Here is a 25,677-nt window from a genome sequence, read left to right on the forward strand (position 1 = left end):
CCCTCGGCTCCAGACTAAACGGCTGCACCGACAGCGCACGGAACCGGGCCGATGAGCGCCGGAACTCCCCCGCCCTCCCCACTACCTCGCCCGTACCCAGCCGGACTCCCGCCGCCGCACCGCCCCCTCCATGTCGAGCGTGCCGAGCGCTCCGATCACGGATCCGGTCGACAACCCGGCGCGGCGCGCAATGTCGGGGATGGGGCGAGGCGCCCGGGTGCTGAGTGCATCGAACACGCGGACTTGCTCACTCGTGCGCCCGGAACCGATGGCCCCCTGCGGTGCGCCATCGTCGGCGAATTCAAACATCACCTGGGTCATCGAACCGACGAGTTCCGCCATCTCGGCGGCGTTCGTGACACAGATTGCGTCGTACTCGCGGATCAGCCGGTGACATCCGCTTGACGTCGGGCTCGTGACAGGGCCGGGAACCGCGCCGAGCGGCCTCCCCAGCGCGGCCGCATGCCCTGCAGGGTTGTTCAAGGATATCCTCTTGCTATGGCAAAAATTGATCAAGCAAGCTGCGTCATCTACGTGCGCATGTCGCAGGATCGAAGCGGCGAGGAACTGGGCGTCGAGCGGCACGAAAAGGACTGCCGGAAGCTAGCGAAGAAGCTGAATCTCAAGGTCGAGCATGTCTACAGCGACAATGATCAGAGCGCGACTACAGGCAGACCGCGTCCCGGTTTCGAGGCCATGCTCGCGGCAAAACCTAACGCAATCGTCGCGTGGCACCAGGATCGCCTGTTGCGTCTGACGAAGGACTTGGAGCGCGTCATCGACGTCGGCATCCCTGTGTACTTCGTAGCCTCAGCGGAGAACGGTCTGGACCTTGCCTCGCCGGCTGGACGGGCCGTCGCCCGCACAGTCGCCGCGTGGTCGCAATACGAGGGCGAACAGAAACGACTTCGCCAGCTATCCAAGAACCAACAGCTCGCCGAGCACGGCCACTGGCAGTTCAGCCTCCGGCCCTTCGGCTACGAAAGGATCGGTGGGAAGATCGTGCAGGTGCCCGCGGAGGCTGCGGTCATCCAGGAGGGGTACGAGCGCGTGCTCAAGGGCGCGAGCTACCGCCGGCTCGCGATCGACTGGAATACGCGCGGCATTAAGCCGCTGCTCGGTGACAAGTGGATTGGGGGACGTGTCCAGCGGCTGCTGGAGAACTCGCACTACGGCGGCATCCCCACGTACAAAGGCCAGGAGGTCGACCTCGACGAGGGCAAGAAGATCCAGTGGGAGCCAATCCTGACTGCTCGGCAGTGGAAGGACTTTCGAGAGCTGAAGCTCAATCGCAAAAGGAAGCGCTCGTGGGCGGTGACGCCGAAGCACCTAATGAGCGGGATGCTCACGTGCGGCGTGTGCGGCGGGCAGATGTTCAGTCACGCTCAAGACCTAAGGACCCGGACCAACAGACTGAACGCGAAGGGCAACCCCGTTCGTGTGCCAGTCTTGCGCGAGGATGGTACTCGTGCCAAGACGACCACGTACGTCTGCGTCGACAAGCACTGCGCATCAATCCGCGGGGAGTATGTCGACGCGCTCGTGAGGATGGTAGTGCTGAAGAAGCTGGCGGACGAGCGCGTCGTGAAAGCGATACGCCCAAGCGACGACGCCATCCCACTACAAGATGAAGTCGCCGACCTCCAGCGGCGACGCGATGACGTCATGGAACTGGTCGGCGAGGGACTCATCGACAAGGCAAAAGCCCGCGAGAAACTCGCCGATCTGAGCGAGCGCCTCGGGCGCACCCTTGCGAAGCTCGCCACTATCAGGGCAGAGTCGCCGCTAAGCGACATTCGGCTGGCCGAGTCCCTCCCCGAAAGGTGGGACTCACTGGCGGTGTTGGAGCGGCGGCGCATCATCTCCGATCTCGGTCTGCGGCTTACGATCAAGCCTGCGAGCAAGGGCGCACGCAGCATCGATCCTGAGACTGGGGCGAAGTACACCGAGCGGGCGTGGGCACTTATGCGCATCGAATGGGAACTGCCGGAGGACTGAAGCGTTTTCTGAGGCAGCCGATCGTCACTGCCGGGGCGGCAAGCCCCGACCATGGCAGCCTTGCTCGCTAATGGGCGGCTGGGGAAGGGGGACCAACCCTGGCAAGGCGTCGAATTCGGGACGTCGGCGGGCTGACTGCACGACATCTCTATCGGGCGGAGATCGCGCGAGGATCTGCATGAGGTGCCAGGTGAGGCGAAATGGCCACAGCAGCGGCACACAGAGGAAAGCCTGCTCGGCCGGCATCCGGCCGGCCGCTGCTGCGCGGCGATCTGTGCCGCCAAGAGTTCCTCCAGCCCGGCTGGCTGCGCTCTCATTGCACAGGGAAGGGGCGGCACAGACGCCTGCGCACCCGGAGGCCGTGGCTATGCTCGCCGGAAAGGAGTTCATGGGGTGGTGGCGGACCGGGTGACGGAGCGGTCGCTCTGTCACCCGCTTGTCACCCAACCTGTCACCCGGTTCTGCCGCGATATTCCACGGACTTTGCTGCTTGGGTGACAGGGTGACAACTTTTTTTGACTATATGAAGGGATTTCAGAACCGGCCATTATTTCGTTCTCCCTATATAGAGTTTCGAGCTTGAGTGTCACCCAGTCACCCGGCGCCCTCGGAACGTTGATATCTCGGCCAAACGGCGGGTGACGAGGCGGGTGACAGCCCGTCACCCGTGTCACCCCAGTGCCGATGCAGGCCAGGACGGGCCCTCGCCGCTTCCCTGAACGCGTCCCGGACGAGCGGTTCCCGGCAGTGAATATGTGGGGCTCAGCGACACGCCGACCAGCCAAATCGCGTGAGTTGCTATGCATGCCTAAGTAGAATGTTCATGGCCCGAATGAATTAAGGGCAGAGAACACCCTCGAAGTGCACTGGCAACATCACCTCGACGTTCGTTTTACGAGAGGACGCGCACCGTCGGTGCACGACCGCCAAGTAACCCCTAATAGGTTCGGCGACTCGGTCCCTTGAAAGTTACGAAACTTTTGAGGTTGACCATGCCCCCTACGATTACCATCCTGCGGCCCTCCGCAGCAACTAACGATGCTCTTCTCGACTTCGCCGAGGCGTCAGAGATCCGCAACGAGCGCGGCGATCGCCGCTTCGGATCTATGTACACCATCCGCCGCCGCGTTAAGGACGGCAGGCTCCCCCACGAGCGCGTCGGCATCAAGTACTACGTGCGCCTCTCAGCGCTCGAAGCGCTCGAGCGCGTGAAGGTCTCGACCGACCGAGCTAGCGCCGCCATCGCCGAGCTGGAGATCGCGGCCAACCGTGTACTCGCGTTCAGCGGCCCGCTCTCCGACGAGCAGTGCGACCGCATCGCTGCCCGCCTCAAGGGGGTGGCGTGATGACCGTGAACTCACTATCCCCAGAAGAAAGAATCCGCCCCACCGAAGGTGGAGCGGACCCAGAAGCGTTTGCCGGCGCTACCGAGAATTCTACCGGATCAGGTCCGGCCGGGCCATTATGGCCGCGCACCTACAACGCAATCGTCGAATCAGTCGCGACCAAGCATCTCGCCTCCCTAAATCCAGACTGCCCGCCGCACCCGCGACAGATCGAGGCGGACTTACTCGACTTGACGAACAAAGAGCTTCGCATCGAGAACGCGGGCCGCGTCGCAGAGGTCGGCAAGAACGCCGACGCAAACTCAAAGAACCAGCTACAACTGCTTCGCACGCTGTCGCACAGTCAGGTCGCTCAGATACTCGCTGTTCTGCATCGCGTGGTGAGGCTCATCCCCTCGCACGACGAGGACGCGATTCCGAATGATAACGACCCTCTGGTCATCTACCGCCCGCAGAGCGGGGTCTACCTTAATAGCACCGACGCGATCGCTGCCGCTGCTGCCAGGTATGCCAACGGCGGCTTGCAGTTCCAGAAGGACATGATGGCTGCGCTGCGTGTGCACGCGCCTCACATGCGGCATGGGACAAGCCACGAGTGGGCCGCTGTTGCCAATGGCGACTATCACCGCGCGACAGGCGAGCTGCACCCGTTTTCCCCGGACCGCGTGTTCCTCAGTCGCGTACCCATCGCCTACGTTCCCGACGCACAGAACCCGTTGATCCATAACGACGAGGACGGCACTGACTGGGACGTCGACTCCGGCATCCTCGCGATCGCCAACGGCGACGCTGGGACGGAGCAGCTGCTCTGGGAGCTCTTCGCAGCGGTGGCACAACCCAATGTCCGCACAAACAAGGCAGTTGCTCTGTACAACCCAGTCGGCAACAACGGAAAAGGAACGATCATCCGTGCGGTCTGCGAGTTGGCTGGCAACGCGAACACCCTGAGCGCGAGCGTGGCAACGCTGGCCAAAGATGCGACGCTGCCATTGCTGTCCGGCAAGTCGCTCGTGGTCTCCGATGAAAACGCGACCAATGACTTCGTGAAAAACGCGGAGACGATCAAGATGCTGGCTACCCGTGAGTCGTACTTCGTGAACCCGAAGTACAAGCCCCCCTACAACGAGACGTTCGAAGGTACGCAGGTACATTGTTTGAATGCCCTGCCGCGATTCGGGGACCACTCCGACAGCATGTGGCGCCGGTGGCTCTTCATCCCGCTGACGGCGGAGTTTGAGGGCCGCGACCGCAAATACATCAAAGATGTCTACATGCGCCGTCCCGACGTGCTGCAGTACATCCTTCGTCGCGCGCTGGAGATGAAATTCACGGGATTCAGTGAAACCGATGCCACTCGGGCCCTACTAAATGACGCGAAGCTGCACAACGATTCAGCGCGCCAGTTCTGGGCCGAGCACAAGGACGAGTGCGTATGGGACCTCCTGCCGTTTGAGCTGCTATACGAGCTGTTCAAAGCGTGGTTCGCGCGCAACAAGCCGGGCGGCCGGCTGGTCGACCGCTCAACCTTTGAGGAGAGCATTCGATCCGCAGTGAAGGAATCTGGCGGGGATTGGGCCGCTCTCCCCCCTCGTACGGCAAAAAAGGCGTCGGTTCACATGATGGCGAAGGAGCCACTGATCGCAGAGTACGACCTGGACCACAAGTGGAACGCCCTCGACAACAAGAAGCAGTTCCGTGGCGCACTGTTCCGGGACCGGATAGCGATCGCGCGGTCCCGCGCCGCTGCCGCGGCCGCTGCGGCGCTGACAGCACCCAGCGTGTCCGCGCCCCTATTCAAGACCGCCGGAGCGCCTGGACCCGAAGTGGAGGACTTGCGGGAGGTCAAGCGTCTGGTCGCCGAGGACGCGGCCCTCTGGGAGCGCCGTGCGGTCAAGGACGACGGGGTGGCTGACTTGGCGCACGTGCGCGAGCACGCGGCGATGCGCCGCATGGGTTCCATGTGCGGTGGGTGCAAGGTCAGGTCACAGCCCCGCTACGACGACGCTGTGCTGAGCCACTCGCGAGATCTGGACGTGGCGCTGTACGCCGCGCTCGCAGCGCACGCGGATCTAGCGGCCTGATCAGGTGCGCGTCGGGAAGCGATGCCGGGAATTCTTATGAACAGCACCCACTCTGAGCTGGATACAGGCGCAGCTCTGAGGTTTGAGCTCAACAGATCGCAGAGGTCCGGGTCGAGCAAGACGCGTACGACAGAAGCGCGAAGGAGCCCGTGAGGGCCGCAGCGTTCGCGGGCCGTGCAGCGCTCGAGCAGCGCTGTGCAGCCCGTACGCGATCCGCAGCAGAGGAGAGCACGGTCCACGACGGGTTGGAGCACGCTCAGATAGCCAGCGACTGTCAGCCTCGTAAAAGCATTTGAGTGTGGCGACCTACATTGTCGCCGGAAGCGTCCTGTCACGACTTCCTTATGAAGCCACCTAGGAACTTGAGCTCGCCACTACCTCAGGCAGCATTGTTCCTCTGGTAGGCCACGATCCTGTGATCAGCGTCGCGATGCGTCCGAACTGAGGTCCGGGCAGTCAACGGTTCGTGGACGTTCTCATTCCCCGGCGCGATGAAGACGCGCATCCATTCGCCAGATGTCCCGGCCATCGCTGCTAGCTGCCGCCCGAACAACCCTTGGGTAAGGAGCGGCACCTGCACGCCTCCGGCCGCTTGCGCGTGGCGCCAGTTCCGGTATCGCTCATAGAAGATTTTGAAAGTCACCAGGGGACCGACGAAACTCTGGGCCTGAGTCAGCCAAAACTCTAGGAAATTTTCGTCAATGCACACCGTGTAGGGCGACGCCGTGTTTGGCATCGCAGGGCGATGAGGCGCTGGAGATGCCGGCGGCCAAAACCCGATGTGCGATTTCCGCGCGTCAACGTCATGGTCATCGCGACAGCACGGAACAAGACTGACGACGCCCGACTGGACTACATAGCGAAACGCTGCGACCGAACGTCCCTCGTCCTTAAGTTCCAAGATGCTGGTCGCAGCGCCGGGGTGGATCGAGTCGCCGATGATCACAAGCACCTGGGATTCGTTCACAGTTTCCGGCAACGGGTGGCCAAAGTGCCGTCGGAACGCAGTCTCCAGGTTGATGTGGAGCCGCCCGTCAGAAACCACACGAATGAGATCCGTTCTTTCGAGCCGTTTGATCCAGCGCCGGTAGACAAGCACCTGAGTGGTCACAGTTGGGCCGGCTTGGTGCAGCTTCAACTCGACGATGTAGAGGACACCGGTTGCGTCGATGGCAAGCAAATCGATGGCCCGTCGGGCCCCCGCCTCAATCTGTCTCCCGATTATCATCACCTCTAGTCCGAGAAGCGAAAGAATAGGTGAGAGATGGGTTTCAAGGTAGTCCTCTAGGTCCCGCTCCGCTTGGAACACGAGCGGCCTGCTGTGGGCGCTCACCAGCAGCCACCCGAGTTCACGATCGCTCTGACCGTGTCGATGTCTCCGACAAGGCGGAGAATCAGCTGTCGGGCTTTGGAACTCTTTTCTCCCCAGGCACGGACCCTTGGATCCGTCGAAGATGTGTTGCGGTTCATGAGCACTGAGGATAGATGTTTCCCTGGCTTCATCGGCTTCGCCCGTACTACCTGATCGCGATGTCCTCGTTTACGAACAAAAGGGCGCGCTCCTCGGCGTGTCGCGGCAGTTGCGACTTCGGTGCACGGCGTTGCTCGTCTCCAATATCGGTGGGCTGAACGCCCGAAATCATTCGATAAATGATTTCGGAAATCGTTCAGTGAATGATTCGCCCCGGGGCCTTCCTTGCCATGGCACCCCAGCTGCAGACTTGGCATGGCTACGTCACTCCCAACAGGACCAGCGGGCCGGGCGCACGAATTCTTTCGACAAATGATTCTGTGAATGAATTCGCTAGTGATTGCTTTCACGACCTTCATGCTGGAGTCGTCGGGCCTCCAGTCAGATACGTCCGAACTGGATGGCGACTTGCTCCCTGCACGCAGGGCCCGAAAGTCTGGACGATGCCATCGCGACGGCGGTCACAGAGGTTCTCTTCGCTGAACAAGTCGCGATCACGACAGATCGGCGTGCGGATCAACTGTCGGCGCCCGAGGCCATAGCGAAGCGGAGGCCACGGCGTCGGCAGCCCGGACGCGCGGAGGGCGTGGGCACCGGCGAGACATCCCCGCAGGGATGTTGAGAAGGCAAGGAGCGAAGCGACGAAGTAAGGGCCCAAGAAGCGCAGCGACTTGGGAGAGGAAGACACAGAGACCGAGCGAAGCGAGAGTCACTGGGGCGACCGAAGGGATGTCGGCTGTGCCGACCTCAGACCAAGATTTCCAAGTAGCGCAGCGGATTGGAAAACGCCGGTCGGAGCCATCCCCCCTTATGCCCTTTTCCTTTCTCCCTCGCATTCGGAGCTTCAGCGGAGAATCGTGGTCATAATTGCTGCTTCATCGGGGAAAAAGGGTGGTTCCACTCTCTCTGTCTCCATCCCAGTCGACGTAGGAGACAAGCTTTGGGATGGTGACAGAGGCACCCTTTGGCCCCGGAAAGACGGGGTTTGGTTGTCACCATGATTAAGAACGGAGTGGCATCATGGTGACAACCTGGAGCGTAGCGACGCAGAGCTTGGTGACCGCCTTTGTCACCATGCTCTTTCCGACCCCGTCGTCGGCCGCGTTTACGCGGACGCCTCTGCTCCCAGCAGCGCGATACTCGGCTATGCCGAGTATCTTCTGATGCGACTTCAGCCCTGTCCGAGCTCGTCTCGGACATCCGTTTCGATCGACGCAAGGAGGTCGATACGGGACTCGCGACAGCCGGGCCACGGCTGTTCTGGTTCTACCGCGTAGCGACCTCGTGGAGACGACAGTCGACATGATCGTTGGTCGCCTGGGTCGATACAGAGCAGCTGCAACGCAGCAGCGAATTCGACACAGAGCTCGAGGCGCGCGCATCACTTCTGCGCTCACTGCGCCTCGCAACGGCGGGCTTGCAGACCGCCCGGCATCACACACATCGATACCTGGCGGATTGAGCACCATAACCCAGTGAGCGGCCAGCCAATGCCCAATGAATGCCCGAAAAAGAACAGAGAATGGCCAACAAGTGGCCAGACATTACCCAGCTTTTGCGCTCCTCGAGCCGGCCGCCATCAGTGGCCAAAACCCCGCCGGCTTTTGTCCAATAATTGACCTTCACCGGTCAAATAGTGGACAACATCTGGTCCAAACCTGCCAATTCGAACATGGGGCCCGTATTCTGATAGTCCCTCACCCGCAGCACTGTCAATGCTCGCTGAATCGTGGCGACCGATGGTGACACGCTGATGCGTCTAGGTCACACGTACGGCTGACTGCCCGCCCTCCACGGCAGTTGTCACCGCCCAGCCATTCCAGGCTCGTTCGCGGCGCACTCGCGCCTGCCGCGGGCTTCTACTTCACGGCGGTTTCCTCTCACCTAGTCACGAGAGTCCGCAGAAACGGACTCTCTGCGCAGAGGTCTTCTCGCCAGAGCCCCTAAGCCGCACACGCCCCGCTCCCCAGCTCAACCAACATTCAGCACCGAAGGGCCGCGTCGGTAATCGTCCGAGTTGCACCAATCACCTGATCTGCGTTGCTAACGCTCCTCGACTGAGTGAAAGACGAGAGCAAGGTCGCTGACCCAATCAACCGCGCCAGTGAGGCTCTCGCCAGTTAGGAACTCGGGACCGCGATCGGCGAACCAGTAATACGCCGCGTCAATCGGCACCCAGAGCGCCCGCCCGGCAATGTGCGTGCTGAACCACTTGGTCTGTCGCTTCAGATGTTCATTCTCCTTCCACGTGGGCTGCGCCCAGGCCCAATCGGTGAGCTTCGCGAATTCATAGGGCAGCTCCCGAAATGAACTGAGCTCGCTCACGAGACTAAGCTCGTGGGTTGCCTTACCTCGGGCGATCAGGAGCGCGCTGACCTTCTCTCCAGCCTGGCTCTGCGCGAGATGGTCCGTGCGCCCGAGCTGTCCACCGATTGACTTCCCGGGATTCTTCACTACCTCCGGCGCGACGAGTGGCCAGTAGACCTCCGAAAGGTCATACACCGCATTCAACGCCCAATGGGCCGCGATGGAAACCGCCTCACGATCGCTCGAGTGCGAGAGCTGCCGCAGGAGAGAACTGGCCCATTGGACGGCGCGTAGTCGCACGTGATAGGTCGCTTCGAGGTCATCCCCAACAACCGCAATACCGTGCTGTGCCATGCGTCCATGATGCCAGCCAGCCAGCACGAACGACCGCGACATCAAGAGCGCACATGCGAGAGGGGAATTAGGCCCGAAACCGTTCTTTACTGATCGCTCGCCGCACGCGGGCACCTACTACCGGGATTGAAGCTAGGCTTCGCGCCTGAATGCACACGGCCGCGGCGCAGGTCGCTCATATGCTCGGCGCCTGGTGCTTGCCTCGTCGATAAGCACGCGCCTTGCCTGGGCCGACAAGCCCGATCTCAAGGTCGGGATGCTGCGCTTCAGCGAGCACGCACATGATGGCGGCGCAGACGACCCCTCGGTCGCCACCATCGTCGACAGCGGTCTGACCGAGATCGAGCCTGGCACCTCGACCGCTCGCGTTTACCTCGAGCAGCTCCTCTAGAGCTCCTTGGGAGACGTGCGAGCAAGGCTCAATGGGTGAAAAGCGCTCCGAACGAGTACTTTCGGACGATTTCGCAGCGCATGATTTCAAAAAAGCTACATGTTCAGGTGAACTGCCGCTCGGCAGGCAGCTGAAACAATCGTGCACGCCTGGTCCCGCGGGACGGCTATCTTAACTTTCAGCGATCACCTTCGACCGCATTGCGATTGCTTGTTCTGCACTTAGGGCTCCCGACTGCTCCAACGCCGCAATTCGTTCAAGCTGCGTGAGCTGGTCAGGTGCCGGTGGCCTGGCAACCGCGGCATCCTGAAGTGCGGACGCAATTGCGTTGATGCGTTGCGCCAGGGCGCGCGGATAGCTGATGGTCTGGGGCGGCACAGAGCCGCTCCAGGTCCAGTTCGTGGAACCTACTTGGAAGGACGCAACTCGTGAGTCGTGTCGTTTCTCCTTACCGAACGCCATTGCACCAATCAGTGCCGTACCTGGCAAAATCGAAGTCACCAATGCCGCACCCATGCTCGGGCGAGTTGTGACTTGAATCTGGCCATCGAGGTAGACCTGTGCTTCCGTGAAAGCGTCGATGGGATGCGCCTCACCGCCGTCTACGAGGCGGTCCTCATATACGCGTATCGAACCCAGACGGCCGATCAAGACGAGGGGGTTCAAGTCGAGTTCTTCTCGCATCTTTGCCGCCGCCTGGTCAACATGCTCCTCCCACGACCTCATGCCCTGCTCGCGCGCCCATCGCTTGAGTTCGATGGTTTGTCGGCCTTCGGCCTCGATGTCTCCAGAACGAATTACTTCGCGAAGGTTCGGGATCCTAGCTTCGAACGCTCGTTGAACTCCGGTTTCGATGAGGGCGGCCTTCGCGGCCCGAGACAGGCGCTCACCCGACCCGATGGTCTGGCTCGTCGTCGTTCGATGCTGCTCGAGTAGTGCCTCAACGAAGCGCCGAGCGGCCTCCCTATTGGAACGCCCAATCGGCACCGTGACCGGGTGTTTACCCGCTCGTAGCCTGATGCCGGAGGAGACTAGCTCAACCGTCAACAGATCCTCGTACGGGATGTGCTTCTGCTCCCCGCCGATCGTGTACCGCCCTAGACGCGAAACACCGACGAGTTTCAACCCGGACGAGCCACGCTCCAGGTTGATGCCGTCGCCAAGAAGTAGCGCGGGGACTCCCGAATTTGACAGTTGTGAGGCGTTCGGCGGTGCATATTCGGCAACTGGCGTCGGACTGACTGTGCTGTTGACCGGACGATGAACGTCGTGCCATCGCTCGCCATCCCACCACGACTCCAAGTCAACTCCATTCGCGTACCAACCGGGCGGGGCATTAGTCATGATGCAGATCGTACAGTGACCGCGAAACTGCAACGGGCTTCGGCAGTCCAGGCACGGACGGCTGAGCCACCGCGAAACCAGTTAGCGACAATATTCATCGTGGCCATGCGTGGGTCATCCTTGGAAGTTCTCGGGTTGCCGGGTCTATTCGCGCGAGCTACTTGTCGCGATGTGGGCTGTAACCGGTCCCGGAGCGCATGAGTCTGGCAACGAGCGAGGACCGCCAGCCTCTGAGCTCCTGTGGATACTTCTTCATAGCTAGCATCAGCTCTCAACCTCAGGTGATCAAGAACCGCCCATGTACCCGGGCGCATCAATCTGCAGAGTAAATCCGCCGAAGTAACTAGCTCCAGTCCTTCCAAACCTGTGAATCCCTCGGGAGTCGAGATCTCAAAATCGGGCTCCGTGAGGTGTTCGGTCTGTGGCCATATCTGTTCATCTCTGAGTAAGAACTGCAGCTCGGAAACGCAAAGTACGTTCCTACGACTCGTCTACACACCCGCATTGGGCGAAGAAAGCTGCTCTAGTCTGCTGGTCATGAGCCTTACGCCACCTCCTTCTGACAGCGCCGCTCGACGAGTCGGCCAGCAAGTGGCGGACGACGCACTGCGACGCTTCGGGGAAGCAGTAGCCCTTTTGGGACGCGACTCGGACTACATAGTTCGTTCGCTTACCGAAATGCTGCTGGCGATGGCACCTATCTCGATGGAAAAGCTCACCGAGAACGAAGTGTGCTTCTTGATCGAGTCGGGCACTTTTACTGCTGAAGAGTGGGCAAAGACTTCGGCATCCGTGAACCGAGGAAGCTTGCAATTTGGCGCCGCTGAGGTTGGGCTGTTCGCCCTCTTCGAAACAGAGTCGATGGAGACCGTCACCGGCTTCCTGAGCTGGAACGAAGACGCCGTTCGTGCTTCTGTATCCGAAGGGCGCCTGTACGCGATCGAACTATCAGGCCAACTCCGCTTCCCCACCTGGCAGTTCGACGTCGGATCTCCAACGAAGCTTCTTCCCGGTCTCGCCGAAATCATCAGGGTCATCACTCCGCGATGGCGTTGGCAAATTGTTGCCGGGTTCATGTCGACGCCCCAGTCAAGCCTCGTCGCCGAGGGGCGCAAAACTCCGGTCGAATGGCTCCGTGACGGCGGTGCCATCAGCGAGGTGACGCAGATTGTTGAGGCTGGCGATTGGTGGTGAGCGTCGAATGGCTCCGTTGATCCCGATCGACGAGACTCATTTAGTAGTGGCCGGCGACTGGCACGGAAACACCGACTGGATTGGCAAAGCGATCCCCGCAATCGCCCGTGAAACCTCGGGCGTACGGACGATCCTGCACGCCGGCGACTTTGGAATCTGGTCCGGCGTGCGAGGTCGCAAGTACCTCGACGCTGTCGATTTCTGGTGCGAAAGGGCCGGGATCTCCCGCGTGCTTGTCACCCCTGGCAACCACGAAGACTGGGACTGGCTCGACAAAGAGTTCAGCTCACACCCCGGCAGGCCAGTGGTGCTGAGCTCGGTGGTTGAGGTTCTCCCCCGCGGCTATCGATTCGAAATCGGCAAGAGAACCTTCGCCTCGTTCGGCGGTGCCGCTTCGGTCGACTTTGAAATGCGATCCGCGGGCGTCGACTGGTTCCGTAGCGAGCTGCCGACGGCGCAAGACGTAGCTCATGCCACTTACGGCGGTCAGACAGAGGTCCTGGTCATGCACGAAACCATCGATGGGGGCACCCCGGCTACGGAGTCCGTGCTCAGCAGCAACCCGATGCGCTGGGGCCCGGAGGCGCTGGAATACTCGCGGCAGTCGCGCGCGCTCGTCACGCAAGTCTGGGAAGGACTCGCCCCGAAGGTTCTGTTTCACGGCCATATGCATTTGGGTGACGCTTCCACGCTCCCCTCGGGACAGCAGGTCGTGTCACTCGGGCGTGACGGTCAGGCCAAGAATCTCGCTCTCCTTGAGCTCTCAACACTGAAATGGCGGTGGTTGAGGGGCACACCGAAGCCGCCACGGGTTCGACGGACCAAAGATTGGGAGGCCCAGTACACGACAAGGCCAAATAATGAGGAAAGTGTTGACTGAGCTGGAGCCATGTCGGCTCGACAAGGCAAGACCACCCGTTCCCGCCCTGGTTCGCTGATGAAAGCCCCGAAGCCCCTGGTCGACGGGTTATCCGGCTGGGCGAATCTACGACCTCCGCCGCAACGCTAATACATAACCCAGACCCCAGGGTTGCACTTATCTCCAGTACCCATAAACTAAACCCAAGCAATCAGGTTATCAAGCGAGGAGAAATCGTGCCCCTAAATCTCAAGCTCAGCGACGTTCGCCACGACTGGCCCGACAAGCACCTCGACCCGATGCAGCGTGACTGGCTGGGCTGGGACCCCGCGAAAGATCATGAGCAGAACTTCAAGCGGAACCGCGGTATCTGGTTCCTCGGTCGCCGCGTCTACAAGGAAGAGTTCGCGACCTTCTCGCACGACGGCCGAGTGGTCATGGTCGTCAAGCTCGACCTGAGTGACCCGATCACCGAGATCGCAAGCCTCGATGGCAAGTCGATCAAGTTCGCGATCAACGGTCTCCTGCTCGCGAAGGGGGACCCCGACTTCGACCGGCTCTACGACTCACCTGTCGACGGATTCCGGAACCCGGTCACCTACCCTTCGGCTGGAGCCAAGACGTGCGCCTGTGGCTGCGGCGAAGAAGTCGCCGGCACTCGAACGTTCCTCCCGGGCCACGATCAGCGTGCCATCCACGAACGCATCACGAAGCAGTGGGGCACGACGCTCGGCTTCATCGACTGGTTTGACGAGGAGTTTGGCGCTCCTGGCGACGAGGCGCCCGAGCCGCTTGGCGACGCGGATCCTGGCATCGTCATCAACCAGCAGGCCACCACGGTCGAGCGCATCATTGGTCGCCAGTTCGAGTAACCCCGGGTGCTGAATTCTTGACGGGCTCAAGAAACGTGCTGATAACTTTATCAACGAGAGTAATCCCTGATAAAGTTATCACCATGCGTACCCCACTCAACAGCCCGTTCACGCCCGGCTCCGACAACGTCCCCGACGTCTGGGCCGGTCGTGCCACGCAACTCAGTGACTGGCACGACATCGTGCGCCCGCGACGGCTGGCGGGCCTCCCGGAGAGGGGACGCACGATCCTTGGCGAAGCAGGCCTCGGTAAGTCAACCCTGGTACGCCGCATTGCACGCGATGCCGCCGCCGCAGGAGACTGGGTCACGCCGCAGCTGCGCATTCCCTCTGGCGCAGATCCGCTGAAGCTCGTCGCCGCCGCGATCTTGAAGCTCGCCGACAAGGCTGGTCTCGCCGCGTCCCGAGAGCAGAAGATCAAAGATGCGCTGAACCGCGTGCAGGCTGTCGCAGCATCCGGCATTTCTCTCACCCTGCGTCAGCAAGAGGGTCCTGAGCCATATACCGCGATGACCGAGCTCCTCGTCGAGGTTGGCCGCGCCGCGATCCGGCAGGGCGACATCATGGTCCTCATCCACGTCGACGAGATTCAGAACGTCACCGATGAGAACGCGCTCTCGCAATTGCTGATCGCGCTCGGCGACGCCCTCGTGCACGAGGAAGAGATCACACTCCCCGGCGGCTTCAAGACGACCCGATCACTTCCGATCACCGTCTACCTCACAGGCCTGCCCGACTTCGCGGACTTGGCCGGCGCCCGCACCGGAGCGACCTTCGCCAGACGCTTTCAGACAACCACGCTCTCCGCGCTCGGTGAAGACGACCTTGCCGCCGCTCTCCAGCCATTCATCATCGACGGCTGGCCGGCGCCTGACCCCTCGTCAACCGCTGGCGTCAGCCGCATCCGCATGGAGAAGGGCGCGGCCGCCGCCGTCATCGACATCTGTTGCGGTGAGCCGTTCCTGTTCCAGCTCGCCGGTGAGCGGGCCTGGTACGCGGGAACGGGCGACCTCATCACTCGCGACCAGGTTCTGGCCGGCTGGGAGGCTGCGCATGCTGAGGCCGTGACCCACGTGGAGCGAATCCTTGACCGCCTCCCAGTACGTGAGCGCGAATTCATCCAGGCCATGGCTGAATTGCCCGCGAACGAGCGCAAGCTCACTCGCATCGCACAGGAGATGGGCCTGGCGAAAGCCACCGATGCTGGCCCGACGTCACAGCGCCTCGACTCGGTGCGAGGCATCATTAACCGCGGCAAGCCGTACACGTTCCGCCACCGCGCAGTGGAGGCATTCCTCACTAGCGACTGGCCAGATGTCGAGTAACTACAACGAGCTGAATCGAACTGAGGCCAGCTCCAACCAGCATCCTGAATCCACTGAATGGCGGTCCCAATGACCGAGAACCCTCCCTCCGATAGCCATGACCGCCCCGACCTCAATGTGGAGCAGGGTATGGCCGTCATAGAGAAGGGCCAGCAGCTCGCCGGCCACTTCCCCAACGCCGAAACGATGTCGCGAGTCCTCAAAGTCCTCACCGGCGAGCTGAGTCCAGAAGAGGCGCGAGCCGGTATGAACGAAGCGCTCGCACGCATCGCGGATGAGGAGTGCGAAGCCCAGAATGGCCGCTGACGACAGGTACACAATTCCGGGCACCCTGTCGCGCCGAGCTCTCTTACCCTCCGGTCACTGGTCTGCGCTGCCCGATCCAGACCGTTCACGGACCAGCTCTACAGCCTCTCGTGCCCGTTCCAACGGAATCCGCTCTTGTTCGAGCCGCCGATGCCCTGTGTGCTCGACGTCCAGGACACGCAAGTACACGGCCCGTTCGTCAGCATGGAGCGTCTCCACGGGTTTCGGTGCTCCCGCCGTGATCGCCTTCCCGTTCTTGTCGAAGTCGGTACCGAACCGCTCGTACGCCTCGTAGGTCACCGGATCCATGAGGATCGAGGGGACATCGCGTTCGAAGTCGCCTCGGTAGCCGTCGAGTATCTCGTAGCCATCTCTATCAATGTCGCCCCAGTACACCACTACGGGAGCGTCTCGAATCCAGGGGAACGACGCGATCGTCTTGCCACCCTTGCCAACACCTTCGACGGAGATCCCGCCAGCAATCGGCAGGAAATGGATGGCCGTGTCCTTGTTCTCCGAGATGACGACGACCTGGGGCTGATAGGCAGGCGCGAAGGCATCGCCCACTGTGGCCGAGTCGTGGACGCGCGCACCAGTTCCTCTGTATTCCGGGTCGAGGTAGGTGAAGTGAATACGGGGCGGGTGGCCGGGCAAGAAGCCAAGATCGTCAAGGCCAGTGAGAGCCTGGACGCCGGCCCGGTGGGACTGGAGCCACTTCGCATGCACACCGGGAATCGGAACCTGTCGCGGCGTGACGCCGAGCGTTGCACGAGTCGGGTCCTGGAGGTACCAGTCGGTGACGGTGAGGAGCAATTCGAAGTCGACGTCCGAGTACGTGTTGACGAGCCGCAGGGCGCGACCGATCTCGATCACGTCGGGGAACCGATCGCGCAGGATGACGAGCCGCTTTCGAGCCTGCTCTAGCTTGTCAGGCCAGTCGCCGGCGGCGATCGCTGCGGCGTGATCTATCGACCCGACTCGTGCGTGAGTAGGTACGGCCTGCACGCTGCTGCCCTTGGCGTTGCGGTTCTCGTAGTCAAGGGAAACGCCGGTACGTCGAGCCCAGTCCTGCAACTCGACCGTCGACGCGAGGGTGGGCGCGTAGTCGTGCAGCAGTTCGGCGGAGTCCGGGCGCCCCAGGAAGAATGTGTGCGGGAACGCGGCGGCTTCGCCGACCAAGTCCATGTGCCACTTCGTGCTCAGGCGACCGCGGATGTCCGCCGTGACGAGGTTAGGTGTCTTCATGTGTCGTCTCCGGCATCAGGTTCGTCGAGCAGATCAACGACGTACGAGTACCCGCGATCGTTCTTGGTGACGGTGAGAAGCAGATCCATGTGAGGCTCAAGCGCCGTCACCTTGTCGAGAGGCGCGCCGATGATGAGCTGGAATCCGAGGTCCTGCCATGCCTTGACGGCCCGGCCAGCGAACTCGCTATCGGACTTCACGAACCCTTCATCGAGGAACACCGGCGCGAACCGGGGCCGAGAGCGGGACTCGTCGCCGAGCTGGTACCGCAGCGCCGAGCCGACGATGAACGCGATGAGTTCCTGCGTCTCCCCTCCGGATTTGCCGCCGAGGGAGTCGTAGTTGGCGAGCTCGTGCCGGTTCTCATCGAGACAGACCGCGGTGATGACGACGTGCTGCCGCACGTCGAGGTACCGGTCGCGCTGCGAGGTCGAGGACTTCGTGTGTCCTTCGGGGATGCGCAGACGGGTCATGAATTCGCGAAGCTTCTTGAACCGCGCCTCGACCTGCTGATCGGTGAGCTCGTGTGCGAGCCCTGACGAGAGCTCGCGGAGGCCGCGGCGGAACGCACTTAGTTCGGCGCTCTGCTGAGGCCGGCGGTTGATCTGCAAGATTCCCTTGCCACCGAACGGAAGCGTCTCGAGGATTCGATTGATTGGTCGCAGACGGTCCTCGATGTCTTGGAGGGCGGTGTCGAACGCATCGTTGAGGCGCAGCAGGTCATCGCTCGACCAGGCGGCGAACTCACGCCGCCACCGATCCCGACGCTCATACAGCCCCTCCGACTGGATCCTGTCGAGAATTTCACGGTATCCGTCCGCGGACGTGACCGTTGTACCGAGGTTGTGCTCCGTCCATCGGCTCTTGTACGCCTCGAAGATGCTCTCCATCGCGTTCGAAGCGTTGCGGGCACCTCGACGCGCGGTCTCGATCTCGTCCCCCAGACGCTTGCGCAGCGCACGCATGTTTGCGCTGAATGACTCCAGGCTCGTGGCATCCCAGTTGCTACTGAACAGAGCATCCAAGTAGACCTGCTGAGCCTCGGTCACGGTGGCCGTCTGCGCATTGACGATCGCGTCCACGCCGTCCTGCGTGCTGTCCTGCCCTGTGACGAGATCACCGTGGCGCTTCTCTAGCTTCTCCAGACCAGAATGAGCCAAGACCTTGTCACGATTGGCCCGCGTCAACAGCGGCTTGATGCGCTCTTCCTCAGCTTGTAGGGCATCCAGAATCTTGTTGGCCGCGCGGAGCCTAGCGATTTCGTCCTCCAGCTCACCGATGCGCTGGTCGATTCCGAGATAGTCAATATCGGCCCAGACCGTGTCCTGGACGTAGACGTGCGCCTCCTTCTGCCGGCGGAGATCGGCCATGCGCGCCTGCACGTCGTCAATCAGCGTGCGAACCGCGGTGATCTGCGGGTCGAGCTCGTCGAGAAGCCTGTTGATGTCGGCGAGCCTGCGCTCGTTGGAGAAGCCGATGATGTCGCCGTCCCCGGACTCGCCGTGCGCGCCCTTGTCGCCGTTGCGGGTCTGTCCCGAGGGGGTGACGCGCGGTTCCCGGCCGCCGCCGAGAGAGGCCGAGTCGGGAACGCAGAGGTGATCAACGCCAGGGTCGCCGACCCGGTCCTGGACCCAGCGAGAGAAGGGTGAGTCTTTGAACGCGAGCTTCCCCGAGATATGGTCGGGATCACCTCGCCAGTCCTCGTGCTCGGCGAGGGTGACGGCCTGAAAACGGATGCGGGGCCGGATCGAGATCCCGTCGATTGCGGCGGAGAGCTGGTCGCGAATGCGCCGGTCAACAAGCACGGTCCGAGCGATGCCGCCGAGGGTGCTCTCGACAGCTTTGCGCCAGTGTGCTTCTTCCGGAAGCACGTCGATGAGCTCGGCCACGAACGGCAGATCGGCCATGGGGTCAAGACCTGCCGCCTTCGCCATCCGCACCCTCGCATCGTGCGGTCGACGATCGACACTGCCAGCGCGCCCTGTGAGGGACTTCCTCTCGCCCATCAGATCCACATGGCGGCTGGTCAACGGGGAGAGTTCGCTCCGGAGCGCTTCTTCCTCCGTCTGAAGCACTGTCTCTCGCGCGCTCAAACCAGCCAAGAAGTCCACCGCTGCGACCTGCGCCTCGGTGAACTGCTCAAACGTCTCGGGCACGATCAGGCCGATGGCCTCGGTGCGTGTCTGGAACTTCAGATTGGCGGCGTACACCCCGTCACGACTGGTTCCGAGGCGAGACATCTCGTCGCGGCGCTCGTCGATGGCGTCGCCGCCGTTGCTGCGCTTGTCGTCAGCGATCTGAGCGAGCTGACGCTCGTATTCTGCTTCGTCGGCCTTGGCCTGCGTGAACGTCGCGACCGTCTCGGCATTCGCGCGACGGTTCTCCGTCACAGCGGTGTCGAGCAGTCCCCGCTCAGTGCGCAGCAGCCACAGACGGAACGGGGATGGTCCCTGGTCGTCGGCGCCGAACTGACGGATCAGGAGTTCTTTCTCCTCGGCGTCTGTCAGGTCTACTTGCAGTCCGGGCAGCCGATGCAGCGCCTTGACCTTGTCCGCCTCGTCGGTCATCTTGAAGTAGGCGGCCTCCAGGTTGGCGAAGTGCTCGAGGGCGTCGTCAGCGACCTGGTAGGTGATTGGCTCCTCGAGAACCATCGACTTGTAGAGACCGTCGACGCGCTTGACCTGCATCCCTCCCTGGACGCGCGCGAGCAGACGCATAGCCTTCCGGCCGCCGTCCCCGCCGCCGATGCCCAGACGTGTGTGGATGTTGTCCTCGAACTCCCAGAACGTGTTGAAGGTGACCAGACCCGGAAGAGCCGCCTTCAGCGTGCGCTTGTCAAACCGCATGGCGGCCAGCGGCGTGAGTCTGGAGAGGTCGAGATACCCCTCGAAGGTCGCGAAGGTCGTGGCAACGTCACCGCCCACGCTCGCGCCGGCCTTGACGAAGTAAATGCGAAGCACGGTGTAGCGCCGACCGTCATCATTGATGAATGTCGCAGAGAGCGCACCCCAGATGGGTTCACCCTCACCCCCGCGAAGCACCTGGTCGCGCAGCTCGTCCGAGCCATCGACACGGCTCGTGTCCATCTTGCCTCGCAAGTAGGTCAGCAAATTGCGCTGCTCGGCCGAACGCGCCCGCCCGCCGGCATCGTTGGAGGCCCCGTTGAACGGCGTGTCAGAGGGCATCATCAGGGCGAGATACGCGTCGAGTACCGTCGACTTCCCGGATCCCGACGCCCCCGACATCAGCGTGGAACCGGGCGAGATGCGCACCTCGTGGCGACCGTGGAACCCACCCCAGTTCACCATCTGGATAGTCTCCACGCGCCACTGCGCATGATCCGTTTGAAACCGTGGCTGCTCGGGGATCATCAGGTCGAGAGTCATGCGTCATCCTCCTCGAGGTCGAACAATAGGTCGAGTGTGTCGTCGGAATCGGTCGAGTCGCTGGAGTCTCCGCTGACCTCATCGGCGCCAGACGTCTCAGTGCCGTTCTGGCTCATTAACCACGTCCACAGGGCACGGAGCCGTTCGATCGGCATGAGTACTTCGATGATCGGCGAGATCCTGAATCGGTCGGGGTCTGCGGTCTTCAGGAGCACGCCAGCGCTGGCCAGAGCGTCGATCGACTTGACCGCACGTTTCTGGTCCATGGCACGGTGCGTAGCGTGCTCTGGGCGCTGGTCGGCGACATCGTCGAGCAACGTCTGGCGGTCCACGAACACGACGTCCTCGCCATCCTGCCGCTGCGCGAAGAACCGCTGCCGCAGGAATACCAGCACGATGGTCTCCTCTTTGGTGTGCGAGATGTCGCGCAGCAGTGAAGGGAGCGGTTCGCCGTTCTCCGCGCTGGCCTGTCGCTTGAACGCAACCTGGAAGTCGCGGTCAACGTCGAGCTCGAGGAACAAGTCGTTCAGGCGGCTCTTGATCACGTCCTGAGATGCAAGCAGCACAGCCCAGTGCTCGGGGTGACGCTCGGCCGAGATGTACCGCTGCTTCAGCAACGCATGCAGGCAGCGTCGTTGATCGGAGAAGAGCTCGCCGGTGTCCCCCTCGAACATCGCCAGGCTGACCTGATCGGCTTCGCCGTCTTCGTAGTTCGAGGCCACCTCCGCATCGAACGCATCGAATGCATAGCTCGGGTCGCCGTCGGCGGCGTCGGCGTCGGCGTCGAGGAACCCCTCGTCTTCTACCAGGGTGTCGGTCATCGCGGGTCTCCCTCGGAGTGAGCATCCTCGGATGCGTGGATCGTAGACGTCGGGATGAGGAACCGACGGACGCTGCCGTCCGGCCGCAACGCAGAGACCTGCTCGCGCAACGCCGGGTCAATCTCTGCCCCCATCCGGGTGAACAGGTGCAGAAGGCCGAGGATCTCGACCGGCCGGCGGAGGTCGCCGGGCAGGGTGTTGAACAGCGCCGCCGCGGACTCGAGATTGCCCGTCGCCTGCAACTCCTCGATCTGCCGACGGAGCTCGTCTATCGACGGCCCGCCCTGCTTGCGGATGTCGTCGAGGGACAGTCCGACAGGTGCCTCACCGGACACGTCCTCGAGCGGGTCGGGCGCTCGCTCGCTTTCGGGGTCAAACGTCCGGAACCGCAACGCCGAGATTTCCATGCTGGGCGGGACAAGCTCGACGTCGACGTGGTCGCGGGGTTTGGCCGACTGCATCCACATACGCATCTCGCGATCAACGCCGCGCAGCACAGCGTCGAGCTCGCGGTTCTTGATGTGGTCGTAGTTCTCGATGTGCTCGCGGAGCGTCGCCGTCAGCCTTTGGCGCTGCCCGAGGACGTCGGAGATGCCGCGGCGAATCACGTCGACAGTGGTCCGGAGCTGGCGTTGCTCGTCGGGGAGAAGGGTACCCGCCCACGGGTGAGCAAGAATCGTATCGAGATCGGCGCTCAGGCTCATCAGCCAATCGCGCTTGCGGAGCAGCTCCAAGGCCCCCGAGAACGCTCGACCCTCCGGGGTCACGGTCAGCAGATTGGTCGACTGATCCAGATAGTCATCCACAACCTCGCCGACAGGACGCTCCTCCTCGCGGAACCGCTTGGTGATCACCCGGTGCATATCCCGAACGGTCTCCTCGACCCGGCGAAAGTCAGAAGGCAGGCCGTCGAGTTCGCGCAGCACGTTTGCGAACTGCTCGGTCAGCTCGACCTCTGAGGAGCCCGGTAGCTCGCCGCCGCCGTCCAAGCGCTCGTACTCGGCTTCCAGGCGACCGATCTCCTCAGCGAGACGGCGCTTGCGCTCCTCGCGGTCCGGGTTGGCGACCAGAGCCGCTTCGGAGACGACGCGCCGCATGGTCTCGATGCGAGACAGCGAGACGTTGAGCTGTGTGCGAGTCGCCCGAGTCACGAAGTCCATGGCCTGTTTGGCATCGCCGGTGAGCTGGTACGTCTCCTGGCCGCGGCCGGGATCGCGGTAAAGCCAGCGCTCGCGCACCCACTGCATCGCCAGCGACTTCCCGCCGCTGTCGGGCACGGTGTAGCCCAAGCCTTTTAGCTCGCCGAGCAGGGCCTCTACGACATTGTGGAAACGCTCGACCGGCATCGGCTGCGCGTCCTGCCGGAACACAGCGGCGAAGATCGACATGGCGACACCTGCAGACTTGCGATCCAGCAGCTTCAGAGTGGGCGTGTTCAGGCCCGCCTCGATGCGCGCGAGGTCACCCTCGATACCTGATGCCATGCCACCCACCCCCTTCAATGCGACCCGGTCCGCGTCAGTCGTCCGTCACGGACCGCATGGCCTCGAGCTGGGCGATCAGCCGGTCCCGCTCAGCGGTCATAGCCCCCAGCGCGCCCTCGGCCCGGTCGGCTCGCGAGCGCTCCTCGGCAAGCTGAGATGCCTGCTCTGCAGCCTGCTCAGCCGCTAGGACTCGCGCCGCTTCGCGCTCCTCCTCGAGCTCGTCGACCGCCGCGGTGAGTTTCCCCACTTCGCCCTCGGACGTGAGCAGCTTCGCCTCCAAGCCGGCGCGTGCGCCATCGAACTCAGAACGGGACAACGCGCGCGCCTCGCGCCATGCCCCTTCGAAAGCAGAGAGCAGGCGGGCCTGGAGTTGCTCTGGCACCGGCTCGGCAAACTCTTCCCTGGACTTCTTGTCCCGCTCCTTCCAATCCCTGGAGGCCGCGAGTGCGGTGGACATGCGCACACCAGAGCGCTCTCGGACGGCCGCGGCGGTCACACTGAGGCCCTCGGCCGCCAACTCGTCGGCAGCGCTGGCAGCCCTCTCCTCGGCGGTGAGGTTCTTGGCGTCGGTGCTCATTTCAGCTCCTCAAAAACGGTGGCAAATTGCCAACGTGGTAATGGGTAACGCAGGTAATGAATTACCTTACCTTTCCCATTACCCAAAGAGAAGGCTGATTTCTGATCGTGAACGGCGTCGCCTGTGCGCATTGAGGCGCAGAGACGGCCCCCGACGGCCAAGCTCGCCGCGAACCAGGTCGACGACGACGTTTCCGCTTCCCGCCTGGGGAGCAGAGCCATGCAGGTTGTCGACGGCGTCATGACCCCATGGTGCGCCATGGGTCTGACATCAGGTCGACTTGCCCCGGCGCAGTCCCAGATACGGCGGCGGCTGACGCCGCGGCGCAGCCGCCGCCGGGTGTCCCTAGGGCGATCCAACCCAGGGTTACACGCTGGTCGTCGTCGAGTAGCGCGGGCAGCGCTACTCCAGACCCGGCAACGCTGTCGCGTTTGCGGCACACTGCTGCACCAGAGTCGCGCATGCGGGACAGCGAGGGCGCTCTCGCAACCTGACCACGTGGCGCCCCAAATCCCATCACGCCCTCCGTGTTAGACTTTTACGAATTAGTAAAGGTTGGTGATCTCAATGAGCGCGACAATCCTCGCACGCGCGGCCAGAGCGGCCAGCGGTCTCAGCCAGAGCGCGATCGCTCGACTGTCCGGAATCGCCAGCTCATCTCTTTCTCAGATCGAGCACGGCAAGCGTGACCCAACGGTTGCGACCCTCGAGTCGCTGCTCCGCGCCACGCGCCACACCATCGTCACGATCCCCACCGTGCACAGCGACGCAGCGCGCATCGCATCGGGCATCAGCGCTGACCTCGCCGACGACTCCACAGAGAAGGCCGAGCCCAACGCCTTCCGGCGCTGGCTCCAGCTCGCTGACAACCTCGCGGCCGAGCGCGGAGCAACTCGTGTGGGCCTCACTCTCACCGAGCCTGAGCCCACAGGATCTGCGCAGTGGGACGCCGCGATCGCAGCGCTCTGTGAGTACCGCCTCAACGCGGACTCACTCCCCGTCCCCGACTGGGTGGGCGCTCGGCTGGGAAACCCCGACTCCCCCTGGGCGCCGCGCACCAGCGACTACGACATTCCCGTCGACACCGACCAGGTCCCAGCTGAGTTTCTCAAGCGCGGCATCCTCATCGAAGCGGCAACCCTGGAGAGTGTCTAGTGGCCGCCAATCAGCTCGACCGCGATGACCTCATCACCGACCACGACTAGGCGGACGGCCCTACAGTCTCTCGTCGCAACACATAGCTGTGGCCAGGACGCTGGGCTGTCGACCTGCGCGCCCCGGCCACGAGCCGTTGCGAGATTCGGTGAATCTACATGCCGTAGGAGCGCATCATCCGCGTGGCCGCGCGGCCGCTTGTGCTCATCCGCATGGCGTTGAAGGCGGCCGTCTGCATGAACGAGTTGACACCCTTCAGCTCAAAGCTGATGACGACCGTCCCGAGCGAGAACAGCGCTTGGCCGATGGTCGGCGACATCAAGGCTGCGACGGTCGCGATGATGGCGTCCACCGTATCGGCGTCACTCCAAGTGGAGGACAGATCTGCCCGCATCTGGCTCACGATGGCTTCGGGGGTGCTGTTGGCGTCGAGCAACGTTGAGACGGTCTGGAACTCGCTAATGAGAGACTGCCCTGCCGCAAAGCGATTGATGCCGTCGACGCCTGTTGCCAGCCAGGCGCCGGGGTGGCCCACGACGAGTTTCGCGACAGGCGCGAGCGGATTGGAGACGAGGGTCTCGGCGTTCAGGATCATTTGCGGGATCGTCGTGCCGAGCTGAACATTGTTGCTCGTCGCGAGATAGCTGTTGTAGACCGCCCGGTCATCGTTGGTGATCCATTTGGAGTAGTACGCGGCGTTGTTGGAGCAGATGCTGGGCAGATCGTAGAAGTGCGACATGTACATGTACACCGTCTCCTGGCCCAGGGTCGTCGCCTTCGGGTCGATCGCGTTGTTCGCCGCGGCGACCTGTTGCGAATAGGACACCAGAGCGCCGGTGTTTGAGCAATTGGTGGGCGGCGCTGAGAGCGTCGGCAGCGAGGGGGTGGAAGCCGGGGCTACAACCAGGTCGAGGACGCCGCTGAGAGTCGCGGCCTGCGGCTGAGACGCAGCGGGAATGTTAGAGGCTCCCACGCCCAACGCCTTATAGAAGTCGACAATGCGGCCAGATTCGGTGACCGCCTGCGCCCCTGCCGCGCTCAGCGTGGGATCAGTCGTGGTCGCGAAGGCAGCCGGCGCGGCGACGAGACTAGTGCTCACAAGCGCACCAACGAGGACGGCGGAGAGTTTCCATGCGATCTTCATGTGGATCTTCCTTTTCT

General features: G+C 62.6%; 20 protein-coding genes. 10 read left to right on the top strand and 10 right to left on the bottom strand.

The features are described from left to right. Positions 1–81: 81 nt before the first annotated feature. Entirely contained in the window at positions 82–483 is a 402-nt protein-coding gene (locus AC1DCF_RS00175) for a DprA-like winged helix domain-containing protein (RefSeq protein ID WP_477209253.1), read from the bottom strand. A gap of 15 nt (positions 484–498) precedes the next feature. Here AC1DCF_RS00175 and AC1DCF_RS00180 point away from each other — a divergent pair, with 15 nt between their 5' ends. From AC1DCF_RS00180 to AC1DCF_RS00190, 3 genes are all read left to right on the top strand, one after another. Continuing rightward, entirely contained in the window at positions 499–1,998 is a 1,500-nt protein-coding gene (locus tag AC1DCF_RS00180) for a recombinase family protein (protein ID WP_477209254.1), read from the top strand. 992 nt (positions 1,999–2,990) lie between these two features. After that, entirely contained in the window at positions 2,991–3,344 is a 354-nt protein-coding gene (locus AC1DCF_RS00185) for a hypothetical protein (RefSeq protein ID WP_477209255.1), read from the top strand. After that, positions 3,344–5,425: a DNA primase family protein gene (locus tag AC1DCF_RS00190; protein ID WP_477209256.1), complete on the top strand. Its 2,082-nt coding sequence runs from the start codon at positions 3,344–3,346 to the stop codon at positions 5,423–5,425. The genes AC1DCF_RS00185 and AC1DCF_RS00190 overlap by 1 nt, the downstream gene beginning before the upstream one ends. 379 nt (positions 5,426–5,804) lie before the next feature. Here the strand turns inward: AC1DCF_RS00190 and AC1DCF_RS00195 are convergent, their stop codons facing one another. Continuing rightward, positions 5,805–6,758 (bottom strand): hypothetical protein, encoded by a 954-nt coding sequence (locus tag AC1DCF_RS00195; protein ID WP_477209257.1) that lies wholly within the window; start codon positions 6,756–6,758, stop codon positions 5,805–5,807. 2,181 nt (positions 6,759–8,939) lie between these two features. Further along, positions 8,940–9,557, bottom strand: a complete 618-nt coding sequence (locus AC1DCF_RS00200; protein ID WP_477209258.1) for a hypothetical protein — start codon at positions 9,555–9,557, stop codon at positions 8,940–8,942. Between the two features lie 193 nt (positions 9,558–9,750). Between AC1DCF_RS00200 and AC1DCF_RS00205 the strand changes: the two genes are divergently transcribed. Further along, positions 9,751–9,948: a hypothetical protein gene (locus AC1DCF_RS00205; protein ID WP_477209259.1), complete on the top strand. Its 198-nt coding sequence runs from the start codon at positions 9,751–9,753 to the stop codon at positions 9,946–9,948. A 171-nt stretch (positions 9,949–10,119) separates the two neighbouring features. Here the strand turns inward: AC1DCF_RS00205 and AC1DCF_RS00210 are convergent, their stop codons facing one another. Next, on the bottom strand, positions 10,120–11,292 hold the full coding sequence (locus AC1DCF_RS00210) for a hypothetical protein (RefSeq protein ID WP_477209260.1): 1,173 nt from the start codon (positions 11,290–11,292) through the stop codon (positions 10,120–10,122). 537 nt (positions 11,293–11,829) lie between these two features. Between AC1DCF_RS00210 and AC1DCF_RS00215 the strand changes: the two genes are divergently transcribed. From AC1DCF_RS00215 to AC1DCF_RS00235, 5 genes are all read left to right on the top strand, one after another. Beyond that, positions 11,830–12,486 (top strand): hypothetical protein, encoded by a 657-nt coding sequence (locus AC1DCF_RS00215; protein ID WP_477209261.1) that lies wholly within the window; start codon positions 11,830–11,832, stop codon positions 12,484–12,486. A 16-nt stretch (positions 12,487–12,502) separates the two neighbouring features. Beyond that, on the top strand, positions 12,503–13,366 hold the full coding sequence (locus AC1DCF_RS00220; protein WP_477209262.1) for a metallophosphoesterase: 864 nt from the start codon (positions 12,503–12,505) through the stop codon (positions 13,364–13,366). Between the two features lie 215 nt (positions 13,367–13,581). After that, the gene (locus AC1DCF_RS00225) at positions 13,582–14,217 is read left to right on the top strand and encodes a hypothetical protein (RefSeq protein WP_477209263.1); all 636 of its coding nucleotides are present in this window, start codon (positions 13,582–13,584) and stop codon (positions 14,215–14,217) included. 83 nt (positions 14,218–14,300) lie between these two features. Beyond that, complete coding sequence (locus AC1DCF_RS00230; protein WP_477209264.1) at positions 14,301–15,542, top strand: ATP-binding protein; 1,242 nt, start codon at positions 14,301–14,303, stop codon at positions 15,540–15,542. A 69-nt stretch (positions 15,543–15,611) separates the two neighbouring features. Next, on the top strand, positions 15,612–15,848 hold the full coding sequence (locus tag AC1DCF_RS00235) for a hypothetical protein (RefSeq protein WP_477209265.1): 237 nt from the start codon (positions 15,612–15,614) through the stop codon (positions 15,846–15,848). A 54-nt stretch (positions 15,849–15,902) separates the two neighbouring features. Here AC1DCF_RS00235 and AC1DCF_RS00240 read toward each other — a convergent pair whose 3' ends face one another. The 5 genes from AC1DCF_RS00240 to AC1DCF_RS00260 are packed head-to-tail and all read right to left on the bottom strand — an operon-like array spanning position 15,903 to position 23,361. After that, on the bottom strand, positions 15,903–17,093 hold the full coding sequence (locus tag AC1DCF_RS00240) for a Wadjet anti-phage system protein JetD domain-containing protein (protein ID WP_477209266.1): 1,191 nt from the start codon (positions 17,091–17,093) through the stop codon (positions 15,903–15,905). Further along, entirely contained in the window at positions 17,090–20,479 is a 3,390-nt protein-coding gene (locus tag AC1DCF_RS00245) for an ATP-binding protein (protein WP_477209267.1), read from the bottom strand. The genes AC1DCF_RS00240 and AC1DCF_RS00245 overlap by 4 nt, the downstream gene beginning before the upstream one ends. Further along, positions 20,476–21,300: a DUF4194 domain-containing protein gene (locus AC1DCF_RS00250; RefSeq protein ID WP_477209268.1), complete on the bottom strand. Its 825-nt coding sequence runs from the start codon at positions 21,298–21,300 to the stop codon at positions 20,476–20,478. Before AC1DCF_RS00250 ends, AC1DCF_RS00245 begins: the two co-directional genes overlap by 4 nt. Continuing rightward, positions 21,297–22,784: a DUF3375 family protein gene (locus AC1DCF_RS00255; RefSeq protein ID WP_477209805.1), complete on the bottom strand. Its 1,488-nt coding sequence runs from the start codon at positions 22,782–22,784 to the stop codon at positions 21,297–21,299. Before AC1DCF_RS00255 ends, AC1DCF_RS00250 begins: the two co-directional genes overlap by 4 nt. Before the next feature lie 34 nt (positions 22,785–22,818). Further along, a complete protein-coding gene (locus tag AC1DCF_RS00260) occupies positions 22,819–23,361 on the bottom strand; it encodes a DNA-binding protein (protein ID WP_477209269.1) in 543 nt (180 codons plus the stop codon). A gap of 567 nt (positions 23,362–23,928) precedes the next feature. Between AC1DCF_RS00260 and AC1DCF_RS00265 the strand changes: the two genes are divergently transcribed. Then, positions 23,929–24,516: a helix-turn-helix domain-containing protein gene (locus tag AC1DCF_RS00265; protein WP_477209270.1), complete on the top strand. Its 588-nt coding sequence runs from the start codon at positions 23,929–23,931 to the stop codon at positions 24,514–24,516. 154 nt (positions 24,517–24,670) lie between these two features. Here AC1DCF_RS00265 and AC1DCF_RS00270 read toward each other — a convergent pair whose 3' ends face one another. After that, the gene (locus AC1DCF_RS00270) at positions 24,671–25,660 is read right to left on the bottom strand and encodes a hypothetical protein (RefSeq protein ID WP_477209271.1); all 990 of its coding nucleotides are present in this window, start codon (positions 25,658–25,660) and stop codon (positions 24,671–24,673) included. Positions 25,661–25,677 lie beyond the last annotated feature (17 nt).

The organism is Leifsonia sp. 10L418, from assembly GCF_056395445.1.